The organism is Streptomyces chartreusis NRRL 3882 (assembly GCF_900236475.1).
Classification (GTDB): domain Bacteria; phylum Actinomycetota; class Actinomycetes; order Streptomycetales; family Streptomycetaceae; genus Streptomyces; species Streptomyces chartreusis_D.
Map to the genome: position 1 here is coordinate 7,133,179 of NZ_LT963352.1, position 13,143 is coordinate 7,146,321.

Here is a 13,143-nt window from a genome sequence, read left to right on the forward strand (position 1 = left end):
GGAACGGCCCCTCACGTTTTTGTTGGTTTGGCCGTTGCGGGATGCTTTTCATGGGGCACAAGTTGAAAGATTCCGGTGACGGAAACAACGGAAACAACCGTTCCCCGGAGGCGGGTCGGCCTCCGGGGAACGGTTGTTCAGGTGCTGGTGTCCGTGCGGTCCGTGCCGGTTACGGCACGAGCTTCAGCAGCCGGTTCGGCGAGCCCGAACCCGCGCTGGTCACCTTGCCGGTGGTGGCGCCGCCGACCAGGGCCGAGGCGACCTGGGCCGGGGTGGAGGAGGTGTGGCCCGCCAGGTAGACCGCCGCCGCGCCCGCGACGTGCGGGGTCGCCATCGAGGTGCCGGAGATGGTGTTGGTCGCGGTGTCGCTGGTGTGCCAGCCGGCCGTGATGGAGGAGCCGGGCGCGAAGATGTCCAGGGCGGAGCCGTAGTTGGAGTAGCTCGCCTTGGCGTCGGTGCTGGTGGTGGCGCCGACGGTGATCGCCTCGGCGACCCGGGCCGGGGAGGACGAGGAGGCGGTGGTGCTGCTGTTGCCCGCGGCGACGGCGTACGTGACGCCGCTGGCTATGGAGTTGCGGACCGCCGTGTCCAGCGCGGTGGAGGCACCGCCGCCGAGCGACATGTTGGCGACCGAGGGGCCGGAGTGGTTCTGCGTCACCCAGTCGATGCCCGCGATCACGCCCGCGGTGGTGCCGGAGCCGCTGTTGTTCAGCACCCGCACACCCACGATCTTCGCCTTCTTGGCGACGCCGTAGGTCGAGCCCGCGATCGTGGTGGCCACATGGGTGCCGTGGCCGTTGCCGTCGGAGGCGTTGTTGTCGCCGTCGACGGCGTCGTAACCGTGCGCGGCACGGCCGCTGATCTGCTGGTGGGTGATGCGCACACCGGTGTCGATCACGTAGACCGTCACGCCGCTGCCCGCGGTGTCCGGGTAGGTGTAGGTGCCGGAGAGCGGGAGCGAGGTCTGGTCGATGCGGTCCAGACCCCAGGGGGCGCTGGTCTGGGTGGCGGAGAGCCCGACGCGCTGGTCCTGCTCGACCGAGGCCACCGCCGGGTCGGCGGCGAGGCGCCTGGCCTCGGTGGCGGACAGGGTGGCGGAGTAGCCGTTCAGCGCCTTGCCGAACGTCTTGCGCACGGAGCCGCCGTACTCCTCGACGAGTTCCTTGCCCGCGGCCGATGACGCCTTCAGGCCCGCGCTCTTCTTGAGCGTGACGATGTAGCTGTCCTTGATCGCGGCCGGGGAGTCCGCGGCGAGCACCCGGCCCTCGGCGGGTCCGGCGGCCTGGGCGGGGAGGGCGGTGAGCCCGCCCACGAGGGCGGCGGTCGCCGACAAGGTGATCGCGGCGAGTCCGAGTCTCTTGCTGCGCAGTTGTGCCATTACGAGGGAGTCCTCCTCTAGGCGGCGCGCGCCTGGGTGGGGCGTGCGTCATGTGGGGGATGTGCGCGTGCTCGCGCACACGGCCGGGAGCGTCGCGTTCCGCTCTCAGCCGGAGTAAAGCGTCGACCAACTACCGGCGTAGAACAAGGGAGTTGAGCACTAGTCAACAAATCTGTCATGAGCACGTAACAAGAGGTGTCCAGTGCGTAACAAGACGTGAGGTGAACACGCCGTGCGCGTCCCGGAAAGGGCCGAAAAGGCTTGGCATGGACACTTCCTGTCAACCCGCGTAGCTGCTACGACGGTTGTGGCAGAGATCCTGCTAAGGGAGGTTCCATGAGACGTTCCCGACTTGTCGTCTTCGTGAGCTCGCTCCTCCTCGCCGTCGGCACCGCCCTCACCGGGGCCGCCACGGCGCAGGCGTCCTCAGTCGCCACAACTGGCGGCTACGCAGCGCTCGGTGACTCCTACTCCTCCGGAGTGGGCGCCGGCAGCTACATCAGCTCCAGCGGCGACTGCAAGCGCAGCACGAAGGCCTACCCCTACCTCTGGGCCACCGCCCATTCACCCTCGACGTTCGACTTCACGGCCTGCTCCGGCGCCCGAACGGGTGATGTTCTGTCCGGACAGCTCGGCCCGCTCAGCAGCTCCACCGCCCTCGTCTCCCTCAGTGTGGGCGGCAACGACGCCGGATTCGCCGACGTCATGACGACCTGTGTGACCCAGTCCGACAGCGCCTGCGTCTCCCGCATCAACACCGCACGCGCGTACGTCGACTCCACGCTCCCCGGCAAGCTCGACAGCGTGTACTCGGCGATCCGCTCCAAGGCCCCCAACGCCCACGTCGTCGTCCTCGGCTACCCCCGCTTCTACCAGCTCGGCACCACCTGCCTCGGCCTCTCCGAGACCAAGCGCAAGGCCATCAACGACGCCTCCGACCACCTCAACACCGCCATCGCCAAGCGCGCCGCGAACCACGGCTTCAGCTTCGGCGACGTCCGCGGCACCTTCACCGGCCACGAGATCTGCTCCGGCGACTCCTGGCTGCACAGCGTCAACTGGCTGAACATCGGCGAGTCGTACCACCCGAAGGCACCCGGCCAGTCGGGCGGCTACCTGCCCGTGCTCAACGCCAACGACTGACCGCTCAGCCGGAGTCCGTGTCCGACTCCGTGTCCGACTCCGTGTCCGAAGGAGAAGGGGAGGCCCCGCCCGTCGGGGTCTCCGTCTCGCAGGTGATCGAGAACGGCACCGACTCGGACGTCGTGCGCACCGGCTCCCGCACCTCGACACTGATCTCGTTCTCGAACGTCCCGGTCCCCGCCTCGGTCGTCACGGTCACCGCGTCCCGCTGCGTACGGCCGCCGCCCTCCGGGAACGACAGCGTCTTCCAGCCACCGTCGAGCACCGACCCGTCCTGCGTCACCCAGCGGTAGCGCACCTCGGCCGGCAGCCGCCCCACCGTGAACGTCGCCGTGAACCTCGGCGCCCGGGCGCCCGGCGGCGGACACGGCCCCGCGTAGTCCGTGCGCGTGCCGTCCAGACCGACCCGCACCGACTGCGGCGGCGGACTGCTCTCCTCGCTCTCGCTCTCACTCGGCGTCGGGGACGGACTGGACTTCCCGCTCCCGGTGTTCTGCGTCGGATCCTTGGTCTCGGCGGGCGTACTCGCCCCGGCACCCCGGTCGCCGTTCCCGTCGCCGTCCCCGCGGTTCAGCAGCGCGTACGTCAGCCCGCCCACCGCGAGCGCCAGCGCGACCACGCCCGCGACCAGAACCCGGCCCGCCCGGCGGTCGCGGTCCTGGCGGGTGGCCGTCGTCGCCCCCGAGCCGGACGGCGCCGGCTGCCCGGGGAGGGGCATCGGGGGCGTGGGCGAGGGCTCGGGACGGGCCGCGACCGTCGGCGGGAACGGGACGGCCCGTACGGTGTCGGCGCGCGGCGAGCCGCCCGCGCCGATGACCCGCAGGTCCTGCTCGGCCTGCTCGGCCGGCAGCCGCTGCGCGGGATCCTTGCGCAGCAGCCCCTCGATGACCGGGGCGAGCGGACCGGCCCGGTACGGCGGCGGCAGCTCCTCGTCGACGATCGCGCGCAGCGTGCTCAGCGGGGTGTCGTGCCGGAACGGCGAGTGACCCTCGACCGCCGCGTACAGCAGCACGCCGAGCGACCAGAGGTCGGACTCCGGGCCCGGCGTGCGGCCGAGCGCCCGCTCCGGGGCGAGGAACTCGGGCGAGCCGATGACCTCCCCGGTCATGGTCAGCGCGGAGCTGCCCTCGACCATGGCGATGCCGAAGTCGGTGAGCACGATCCGGCCGTCGTTCGCGATCAGCACGTTGGCCGGTTTCACGTCCCGGTGCAGCACCCCGGCCTCGTGCGCGGCCCGCAGCGCGGCCAGCACCTCGGCACCGATGTGCGCGGCACGCTGCGGGGTCATCGGGCCCTCGGCGTCCAGGACCTCGGCCAGGGAGAGCCCGCGCACCAGCTCCATGACGATCCACGGCCGGCCCTCGTCCGTCGCCACGTCGTACACCGTGACCACGTTCCGGTTGGAGATCCGGGCCGCCGCCCACGCCTCCCGCTCCAGCCGGGCGTACATCCGCTGCACGTCGTCGCCCCCGAGCCCCGCCGGGGCGCGCACCTCCTTGACGGCGATCTCACGGTGCAGCACCTCGTCGCGGGCGCGCCACACCGTCCCCATACCGCCCTCGCCGAGCGGTGCCAGGAGCCGGTAGCGGCCCGCGATCACACGCTCATGGCCCGGTTCTTCGGACACGGCGCCCCCATTCGCAGCCGGGCGAAATCTCCACGAGGTCTGTTTTCCCCATGACGTCGGATTTCCTCACGAACGTAACTCAGCCCAGTGCGGATGCGGCCCCCTTGAACACCAGTCCGGCCCCCAGGACGACGACGGCGAAGGCCGAGCCGAGCGGCGCGGTCCGGCGCACCAGGGCCGCCATCGGGCCCGTCGTCCAGCGGGGGCGACGGTCCAGGAGCCGGTTCATCCCGCTGCCCGCCTTGACGACGGCGTACCCGGCGGCCGTCAGGGTGAGCGCGAGCCCGACGCCGTACGCGACGACCAGCAGCAGGCCGAACCAGGCCTGCCCGAGGGCCGCGGCACCGACGAGCACCACCACGGCGGACGGGCTGGGCACGAGTCCGCCCGCGAAGCCCATGAGGATCGTGCCGCGGAGGGTGGGGGCGACGGGGTGGGAGTGGGTGGACCCGCCGTGGGTGTGCTCGATCGTGTGGGGGTGGGAGTGGGGGCGGTTGTGGTCGTGCGGGTGGTCGTGGTCGTGATCGTGGTGCTGGTGATCGTGATCGTGGTCGTGCGCGTGGCTGTGGCTCTCGTCGTCGTGTGTGTGGGTGTGGCCACCAGCGCCGTGGTGGTGGGTGTGCGCGCGGTTGCGCAGGGCGCGGCGGACCAGGCTCGCGCCCGCGAGGGTCACCAGGACGCCGCTGGCGACGCCGAGCCAGGCGATCACGGAGGGGGCCGCCGCCGAACCGGCCGTCACCAGGAGGCCCAGGGCGACCACGCCCAGGGTGTGGGTGACCGTCACCGAGGCGGCCATCGGCAGGACGTCCTTCATCCGGGCCTGGCCGCCCCGGGCCGCCGCCGTCGCGGCCATGATGGTCTTGCCGTGGCCCGGGGCGAGGGCGTGCATCGCGCCCAGGACGACGGCGATGAGCAGGGCCAGCGCGGCGAAGCCCACGGTGAGGTCGTGCCGGGCGACCAGGTCGTCCAGGGCCCGCGTCCAGCGGTCGGCGCCGCGCGGCAGCACGGAGGCGGCGGGGGCGTCCGACTCCTCCTCGGACAGGGCCGCACCACCGGGGCGCACGCGCAGGGCGGCGGCCGCGGTGTCGGCCGGGGAGGAGAGCAACTCCTCGGGATAGCGGGTCAGTTCGGCCGAGATCGTCCTCTCCGGGACGTCCGACTCGGTGAGCGTCATACGGTCGCCCCGCGCCGTGATCTCCCGCCAGCCGGGGCCGGAGGAGGCGCCCGCGCCACGGAAGCCGAGCGACAGGGTCTCCTGGCCCGACGGCAGGGGAGCGGTCAGTTCGCACTCCACACGGAGGGTGTCGAGTCCCGCCTGCCCGGGCCGCACGCGCGCGTGGCTGCGCTCGGCGGTGAGCGGGGTGCCGCGGCCGTCGACGGTGACCCTGCTGTCCGCGGCGGCCGTGGCGCACCGCTCGCGGGCCCACATGGCGATGCCCAGCCGTTCGATGTCCGGCCCCGCCTGGGTCGCCGGGATCTCGGCGAGGTCCTCGACGTGGTGGACCCGCAGTTCGCCGGGGGCGGCGACCAGACCGTCGTAGCGGTTGACGGTGAAGTTGCCCAGCGGGTGGGCGCTCGCCGCGCCGGCGGGCAGCAGGGTGAGCGCGCAGGCGGCCGTGAGGACGGCGGCGCCGGACGCGAACAGGCGGCGCACGGTCACCGGGTCCCCTCCAGGTCCTTGAGCGCGGCACGGGCCTCGCGGGCGCCGAGCGGCGAGAAGCCGGGGTTCAGGTCGAGCGCGGCCGTCAGGTGGTCGCGGGCCTCGCGGTCGTTCCCGGCGGCGCGCTCGATGATGCCCCGGTGGTAGAGGAAGCCGGCGTTGCGGTAGCCGGTGGCGGTGGCGCGGCGGGCGTACGGCAGGGCTTCCTCGTCGCGGCCGTTGACGTGCAGGGCCCAGGCGAGGGCGTCGGCGGTGTGGACGCTGTGCCGGCGGTTCCACTCGGCGCGGGCGGCGCGCAGGGCCTCCTTCTTGTCGCCGTGGTCGGCGGCGGCCATGGCCGAGTCGAGGTCGGCGTTGACACCGCCCGCGCGGGCGAGGGACGTCCAGGCGTCGACGAGGGCGTACTGGTCGCCGGCCTTCGCCCGGTCGCCGTCGGCGCCGCGGTCCTCGTACAGCTCGCCGAGGGCGACGAGCGGGCCGGGCAGCGGGAAGCGGGCGACGACTCGCTCCAGTCCCTCGACGGCGGCGGCCCGGTCGCCGTTCGCGGCCTGGGCGCGGGCGCGGCCCTCCAGGGCGGGGAGGTAGTCCTCGTCGGCGGCGAGGGCCCGGGCGTAGTGGCCGAGGGCCGTCTTGTACTCGCCCTGGTTCCAGGCGAGTTGCCCGAGGGCGGTGGCGACGTACGCGATGTCGCCGGGCGTGTCGGCGGCCTCCAGGGCGCGCTCCAGCACGTCACGCGCCGTACGGACGTCGCCGCTCAGCTCCTTCACGTACGCGTACCGCGTGAAGACGGGTATCCCGGGCCGCCTGTCATCGGCGGTGCGGGCGGCCTCGGCGGCGTCCTCGTACCGGCCCAGCTCGACGAGGGCGTCTATGCGCGTGCACAGGGCGCGCTCGTTGTAGGGGTTCTGCTTCAGGGCCCGGTCGGCGTCCTTGAGCGCGCCGGTGAAGTCGTGCCGGGCGGCGGCGAGGGCGGCACGGCCGGCGAGAGCCTGGTCGTTGCCGGGGTCCAGCTCCAGGGACCGCTTCAGCGCCCGCTCGGCCTGCGGATAGCGCGAGGGGTCGCCTTTCGTCCGCGCCTGTTCGACGTAGGCGGTCCCGAGGGTGGCCCAGCCGCCGAAGTCCCTGGGCTGGGCGCGGAGATGCCTCTGCAGGGACCGGATCCCCGAGTCGAGATCGCCCCGGGCGAGGTCGCCGGGGGACAACGCCCCGGCCGCGGACACGGCATCGACCCCGGTTCCGCGATCCTGCGCCCCCCCGACCGCGATGGCCCCACCGGTCAGCGCGACAGCCAGCAGCGCGGCACACCCGGCAAGGTGCGCCCCCCGCCACCGTCGCCCGGCAGCGGCGACCCGCCGCACGGCCGCCACCCGCTGACCGCCGCCGGCGGCGGGTTCGGAGGTGGGGCCGGCGCCGGTGCGCGGCTCGGCCTCCCCGCCGGCGTCGGTCCCGGGCCGGGCGCCGGCTTCGCCGGTCTCCGCGCCGACGGCGTCCGCCCGGTCCCGGCCGTCCCCCGCCGTCTCCGCCCCCGCGTCACGCGGCCCGGCCGCCTCGGCTCCACCCGCTCCGCCCGGGGTCGGCGCTCCGGCCCGCGGAGCAGCCTGCTCGTCGGCCTCCGTCCCGGCGGCCGAACCGTCGTCCCGCCCCCCGGGCCCCTGCCCGTCGGTCTCGGGCTCCGGGGCCGTCGACGGCGGGCGGGCGTCGTCGTGGCTCTCCGGTGTGCTGTCGGTCGTACGCGGAGACATACCTCTCCTCGGTCGGCTGTGCGGGTGCGGTGGGGTGAGGGGAGAGGCGCGGCCCGTGCCGTGGGGGACGGTGAAACGGGCCGCGCCGGTCGGTGGAAGCGGAGCGGGTCAGTACGCCCGGTTCCGCATGCGGCGCCACCACATCAGGGCCGCGCCGATCAGGACGATGCCGCCCGCCCCGGCCCCGGCGGACGCGGCGATCAGGCGCATGTCGTCCGAGCTCTGCGCATCGGCCGGCTGGAGCGCGTCGCCGAGCTGGCTGCGGACGTCGTTGCCGCCGTCCACGCCCTTGGCGAGCGGCCCGCGCGACCCCTCCGTCGGCAGGGCGACGTACGGGAAGGCCTTCTCGAAGTCCTTGTCGTTCTTGTCGACCGCGTCACCCAGGTCGTTCTTCGCGCCCAGCAGCTCACCCTCGACCACCTGGAGCGAGGCGTCGATCACGTCGTCGGTGAGGCGACGGCCGTTCGGGAAGCCGGCGTTGTCACCGTCGAGGACACCGAGCCGCTTGGGCTTGGCGGCCGGCTTGATCGAGGTGTTGAGGCGCAGCTGCTCCGACGGCGTCACGTGCGGCGGCTGGTTGAGGTCCTTGACGCCCTTGAGGAACACGTCGACCAGGTCGTTGCGCGGCTCGTCGGGCGCCGGGATCTTGTAGATCGCCTCGATGAGCTTGGGCAGCTCCGGGTTGGTGACGTTCTTCAGGAACTGGGCGTCGTCCCGAGGCGCGGACGCGTTGAACGTGTCCTTGTCCTTCAGCGGGTTGACGACCTCGTTCACCAGCGGGTTGCCCAGGCGCGAGACCTGTGAGAAGTACCCCTGGGCGTTCTTGCGCTGCGTCGTCGACCAGATGCCGACGACCGGCTGGTCGTGCGACTGGGTGATGAAGCTGTTGGGGACCTGGAGGGCGATCGTGTTGACGTTGTAGCCCTTGAGCGTGTCGTTGCCGACCTCGGAGAGGTTCCCGCCGTACAGCAGGTCGAAGACCCTGAGGTCCAGGAAGAACGGGTCGTCGGCCTGCCCGGCGAAGGTCTGGGCGCCCCCGGCGAGCTTGTGGATCGCCTGCTCGCGCAGGGTGTTGTAGTCCGGCATCGACGCCTTGCCGACGTTCGACGGCGCCACGGGGACGTCGTCGGCGACCTTGGTCTTCGACACCGCCTTCAGATGGCGCAGCTTGATCAGTTCGAGGTCGTACGTCTGCGTGATGTTGAGGTCGGGGTCGTCGAGGCTCTCGACCGGGCCCGTGTTGTACAGGAACGTCTTGTCGTTCTTCGTGTGCGTCTTGAACGTGTACCGGAACAGCAGGTCTTCCTGCGCGTCACCGTCGCTGTCGATGCGCAGGTCGTACTGGGCGTCCTCGGCGAACGTGAAGAAGTTGGGCCCGCCGGCGGGTTCCTCGAACGGGATCCAGTTCGCGACGATGGTCGTCGTGTCCGGCTTGTCCGGGCTGACGAACGCGTACACGTCGGTGTTGTCGTACTGCGGGGTCCCCGAGATCAGCGGGGCCTCGCGGTGACTGGAGGCGGAGGCCGCCTCGGGTTCCAGCGCGGTCACACCGGCGGCTGCGAGCCCGCCGGCGGCCAGCGCACCGCAGACCGCGGTCGCGATGCTCCTGCGTCCCACACCGGTCGCACGGGTCCTGGAGAAAGGTGTCATGCCGTCCGTCCTCAGTGCCAACTTGCCTGACACACGCCATTCGGAGCGGTCGGCAGAGCGGATTGGTCGAATCTCAAACGTTCTTACGTCGCGTTTGAAAAGTTGTTTCATCGCCGGGCGACCCGCGTTTTCGGCACGCTGATCCGTAACCCCATCCGGAGGTGTGTGCGTTGCGAATGCCTCGTGTGAGGGGACAGGCCCCATGCGGCCGGGGAGAGGGGGACCCAGTGGAGGCGGACGAGCTGCTGCTGCTCGTGGCGGGCGGCGACCAGAAGGCCTTCGAGGATCTGTACGGGCTGGTGTCCGGCCCGGTGTTCGGACTCGTACGGCGTGTGGTGCGCGACCCCGCCCAGTCGGAGGAGGTGGCTCAGGAGGTGTTGCTCGAACTGTGGCGCTCGGCCGCGAAGTTCGACCCGGGACGGGGCAGCGCGATGTCGTGGATCCTCACCCTCGCCCACCGCCGTGCCGTCGACCGGGTGCGCAGCGCCCGCGCGGCCGGCGAGCGCGAGCAGCGGGAGGCCTGGCGCGCCCACCACCCGGCCTTCGACCAGGTCACCGAGGAGGTCGAGGCGGGACTCGAGCGCGAGTGGGTGCGCGTCTGCCTGGACCGCCTCACCGAACTCCAGCGCCAGTCCGTCACCCTCGCCTACTACGAGGGCTACACCTACCGTGAGGTGGCCGAGCGGCTCTCCCTGCCGCTGGGCACCGTCAAGACGCGGATGCGCGACGGGCTCACCCGGATGCGCGAGTGCCTGGGAGGCGTGGCATGAGTCTCTTCCGCCGCGAGGACCCGCACTCGCTCGCCGCGCCCTACGCGCTCGACGCCCTCGAATCCCCGGAGCGGGTCCGCTTCGAGAAGCACCTGAGGGACTGCGGCCGCTGCGCCGCCGAGGTGCGCGCCCTGTCCGAGGACGCCGTACGGCTCGCCTGGTCCACGGCCGCCCCGGCACCCGCCGCCCTGCGCGACCGGGTCATGGCCGCCGTACGGGCGACTCCGCAGGACCCGGCGCCGCAGCACGCGGCACGCGAGCCGGCACGCGTGCGTGCGCCGCAGCTGCCGCCGCACGTGTGGGGCACCCAGCCGCCGCCGCGGCAGCGGGAGCGGCGCCGCATCCCGCTGTTCGTGCCCTTCGCCACGGCCACCGCCGCCGCGGCCCTCGTCGTCGCCTCGTTGTTCGCGGTGCAGGCGAACAGCACCCAGGACCAGCTGACCGCCGAGCGGGAGCGGTCACGTGAGATCGCCCACGTCCTCGCGGCTCCGGACGCCCGTGCGAGCAGCGGCCGGGACGGGCGGGGCCGAACCATCGGAGTGATCGCTTCCGCCTCAGAGGGGAGCGCGGTGGTCACCCTCGGCGGATACGGTGCTCCGCCGGGCGGCCGAGTGCACCAGTTGTGGCTCATGCGCCCGGGCGCGCAACCACGCTCCCTGGGCCTCTTCGAGGGCGACACGCCCCTGGTCGCGACGGATCTCGGCACGTCCGCGACGTCACTGGCAGTGACCGTCGAGCCGGCCGGGGGATCGTCGCAGCCCACTACCCAGCCCATCGTCCAACTCGCCCTGAAATCTGTCGGATTCGGAGAGTAATCGGGAATACATCGTCAACCGCCTTGTGGGGAAGGTGAATCCTGTGACCGCGATACACGAGTGCCCGGACGGGGCGATAGGGTTAACCTGCCCGGGCCGGGTGGACTCGTACGGGTGGGGAGTGACATGGAACAGATAACATTGCGCAGCAGGGCCAGGGTCCCTGCGATCACCTGCGGAAGCAGCGCGACCAGTTCGCGCCTCGACCGCCACCTCTCGGTGCTGGGTGGCCCTGCCGTCCCGCAGCGGGAGACGGTCGAGGCGACCTCGCTGATGCGTGAACTGACCGCGCGCCAGCCGCACGACCGCAGTGGCCGGGGAGCGCGCGTGCGCCGCGTCTCGCTCTTCGCACCGCTGCGCCGGCTGCGCCGCTCGCTGTTCGGCGGCAAGTAGGGGCCCGCGCTCGGGCGGTCACGCCGCCCCTGGCGCAACGCTGCGCACTCGTCGTCCGTCATCCCCACGGCACGCAGCAGCGCCAGGCGCGTACCCGAGCGCGGCCCGCCCCCAGTCGGTGCCTCATCCCCGCCCGGCAGTGACCGGGGGCGTCGTCCGGCTTCGGCGTTCCGTCCGCCCCTTCACCGCTCCCCGTGCGCGTACTGGCGCACGGCCAGCGGCACGAACACCCCGAGCAGCACGGCACACCACATCAGCGACCCCGCGACGGGATGGGCCACCGGCCAGGCCGCCCCGCCGGGCACGGGGGCGTTGCCGAACAGGTCCCGCAGAGCCGTCGCCACCGCGCTGATCGGATTCCACTCGGCGACCGTCCGCAGCCAGCCCGGCAGCCCGCTCGTCGGGATGTACGCGCTGGACAGCAGCGGCAGCAGGAAGGTCGCCCCGCCCAGCTGACCGGCCGCCTCCTCGTTCCGGGTGAGCAGGCCGAGGAAGATCCCGGCCCAGACGCAGGCGAAGCGGAACAGCATCAAGAGCCCGACGGCCCCCACCGCTTCGAGCGGGCCGCCCTCGATCCGCCAGCCCACCGCGAGCCCCACCAGGAGGAACGGCACCGTCCCGACGGCCGTGGCCACCACGTCCGCGGCGGCCTGCCCCAGCGGTACGGCCGCCCGGCTCATCGGCAGCGTGCGGAAGCGGTTCGTCACGCCCCGGTGCGTGTCCTGGGCCGCCTGGAACATGCCGGTCATGATCCCGCCCGCGGCGGTCGCCACCAGCAGGCCCGGCACCAGGAACGACCGGTACGCCTCGCCCGGCATCGCGAGCGCGCTGCCGAAGACGTAGCCGAAGAACAGCAGCATGCTGACCGGCATCGTCTGGGTGAGGATCAGCAGCCCCGGGTTGTTCCGCATCCGCAGCAGCTGGCGGCCCAGCATCGCGGCTCCGTCGTACGCCAGCATGCTCATGCGGCACGCTCCCTGTCGTCGGTCGTGGTGGTGGTCGGGGTGGTGGTCGTGGCCGTGGGCCCGGTGTCCGTGAGGCGCAGGAAGACGTCGTCGAGCGTCGGGGGCCGCAGGCTCACGTCGAGCAGCGGCACGCCCGCCGAGTCCAGCGTGCGCACGAGCAGCGGAAGGGTGAGCGTCGGGTCCTTGCTCACCGCGCCGACGGCGTTCCGCTCGCGGTCGAACGACGGCTGCGCGCCCGTGAGCCGGTCGAGGACCGCTGCCGCGTTCGTGAGCGCGTCCGCGTCCGTCACGACGACCTCGGCGTGCGCCCCGACGAGCGCCTTGAGCTGGGCCGGAGACCCGGTGTGCGCGACCCGGCCCCGGTCCACCAGGGCAATGTTGTCGGCGAGTTGGTCGGCCTCCTCCAGGTACTGGGTGGTGAGGAGCACGGTCGTGCCCTCGGCGGTCAGATCGCGCACCGCGTCCCGGATGAGGTTGCGGCTGGCCGGGTCGAGGCCGGTCGTCGGCTCGTCCAGGAACAGCACCTCGGGGCGCCGGATCAGGCTCGCCGCCAGGTCCAGCCGGCGCCGCATCCCGCCGGAGTAGCCGGAGGCGGGCCGGTCGGCGGCCTCGGCCAGCCCGAAGCGGCCGAGTAGTTCCGCGGCCCGGCCGGCGGGACCGCGCACCCGGTGCAGCCGGCCGAACAGCAGCAGGTTCTGTCGTCCGGTGAGATCCCCGTCGATCGACGTGTCCTGCCCGGTGACGCCGATCCGGCTCCGTACGGCGGCGGCCTCCCGGGCGAGGTCGTGCCCGGCGACCCGGGCGGAGCCCGCGTCCGGCCGCAGCAGTGTGGTCAGCAGCCGTACGGCCGTGGTCTTGCCCGCCCCGTTCGGCCCGAGGACCCCGCAGACCGTCCCCTCGGCCACCGCGAGATCCAGCCCGCGCAGGGCATGGACCTCCCCGAACCGCTTCTCCAGACCCTGACTAAGTACAGCGTACGTAGAAGTCATGGCATGACCAT

Annotated in this window: 11 protein-coding genes; 4 read left to right on the top strand and 7 right to left on the bottom strand. The window is 72.7% G+C overall.

The features are described from left to right. Positions 1 to 169: 169 nt before the first annotated feature. A complete protein-coding gene (locus tag SCNRRL3882_RS32295; protein WP_010046166.1) occupies positions 170 to 1,378 on the bottom strand; it encodes a S8 family peptidase in 1,209 nt (402 codons plus the stop codon). A gap of 336 nt (positions 1,379 to 1,714) precedes the next feature. On the opposite strand from SCNRRL3882_RS32295, the gene SCNRRL3882_RS32300 reads away from it, so the two are divergent. Continuing rightward, on the top strand, positions 1,715 to 2,521 hold the full coding sequence (locus SCNRRL3882_RS32300; protein ID WP_010046167.1) for an SGNH/GDSL hydrolase family protein: 807 nt from the start codon (positions 1,715 to 1,717) through the stop codon (positions 2,519 to 2,521). Positions 2,522 to 2,525: 4 nt separating this feature from the next. Here SCNRRL3882_RS32300 and SCNRRL3882_RS32305 read toward each other — a convergent pair whose 3' ends face one another. The 4 genes from SCNRRL3882_RS32305 to SCNRRL3882_RS32320 all read right to left on the bottom strand — a co-directional run bounded on the left by SCNRRL3882_RS32305 (position 2,526) and on the right by SCNRRL3882_RS32320 (position 9,200). Further along, entirely contained in the window at positions 2,526 to 4,148 is a 1,623-nt protein-coding gene (locus SCNRRL3882_RS32305; protein ID WP_040904098.1) for a serine/threonine-protein kinase, read from the bottom strand. A gap of 79 nt (positions 4,149 to 4,227) precedes the next feature. After that, positions 4,228 to 5,808 (bottom strand): nickel transporter, encoded by a 1,581-nt coding sequence (locus tag SCNRRL3882_RS32310; RefSeq protein ID WP_010046169.1) that lies wholly within the window; start codon positions 5,806 to 5,808, stop codon positions 4,228 to 4,230. Next, on the bottom strand, positions 5,805 to 7,550 hold the full coding sequence (locus tag SCNRRL3882_RS32315; protein WP_010046170.1) for a tetratricopeptide repeat protein: 1,746 nt from the start codon (positions 7,548 to 7,550) through the stop codon (positions 5,805 to 5,807). The genes SCNRRL3882_RS32310 and SCNRRL3882_RS32315 overlap by 4 nt, the downstream gene beginning before the upstream one ends. A gap of 108 nt (positions 7,551 to 7,658) precedes the next feature. Then, positions 7,659 to 9,200 carry a DUF4331 domain-containing protein gene (locus SCNRRL3882_RS32320; RefSeq protein ID WP_010046171.1) on the bottom strand — a complete coding sequence of 514 codons (1,542 nt, stop codon included), beginning with the start codon at positions 9,198 to 9,200 and terminating at the stop codon, positions 7,659 to 7,661. A gap of 227 nt (positions 9,201 to 9,427) precedes the next feature. On the opposite strand from SCNRRL3882_RS32320, the gene SCNRRL3882_RS32325 reads away from it, so the two are divergent. The 3 genes from SCNRRL3882_RS32325 (at position 9,428) to SCNRRL3882_RS32335 (ending at position 11,178) form a co-directional block, all read left to right on the top strand. Continuing rightward, on the top strand, positions 9,428 to 9,970 hold the full coding sequence (locus SCNRRL3882_RS32325) for a sigma-70 family RNA polymerase sigma factor (protein ID WP_010046179.1): 543 nt from the start codon (positions 9,428 to 9,430) through the stop codon (positions 9,968 to 9,970). Beyond that, the gene (locus tag SCNRRL3882_RS32330) at positions 9,967 to 10,785 is read left to right on the top strand and encodes an anti-sigma factor (RefSeq protein ID WP_010046182.1); all 819 of its coding nucleotides are present in this window, start codon (positions 9,967 to 9,969) and stop codon (positions 10,783 to 10,785) included. The genes SCNRRL3882_RS32325 and SCNRRL3882_RS32330 overlap by 4 nt, the downstream gene beginning before the upstream one ends. A 126-nt stretch (positions 10,786 to 10,911) precedes the next feature. Further along, the gene (locus tag SCNRRL3882_RS32335) at positions 10,912 to 11,178 is read left to right on the top strand and encodes a hypothetical protein (protein WP_029181614.1); all 267 of its coding nucleotides are present in this window, start codon (positions 10,912 to 10,914) and stop codon (positions 11,176 to 11,178) included. Positions 11,179 to 11,360: 182 nt separating this feature from the next. Here SCNRRL3882_RS32335 and SCNRRL3882_RS32340 read toward each other — a convergent pair whose 3' ends face one another. Further along, entirely contained in the window at positions 11,361 to 12,143 is a 783-nt protein-coding gene (locus tag SCNRRL3882_RS32340) for an ABC transporter permease (RefSeq protein WP_010046185.1), read from the bottom strand. Continuing rightward, positions 12,140 to 13,132 carry a daunorubicin resistance protein DrrA family ABC transporter ATP-binding protein gene (locus SCNRRL3882_RS32345; RefSeq protein ID WP_029181615.1) on the bottom strand — a complete coding sequence of 331 codons (993 nt, stop codon included), beginning with the start codon at positions 13,130 to 13,132 and terminating at the stop codon, positions 12,140 to 12,142. Before SCNRRL3882_RS32345 ends, SCNRRL3882_RS32340 begins: the two co-directional genes overlap by 4 nt. Between the last annotated feature and the right edge of the window lie 11 nt (positions 13,133 to 13,143).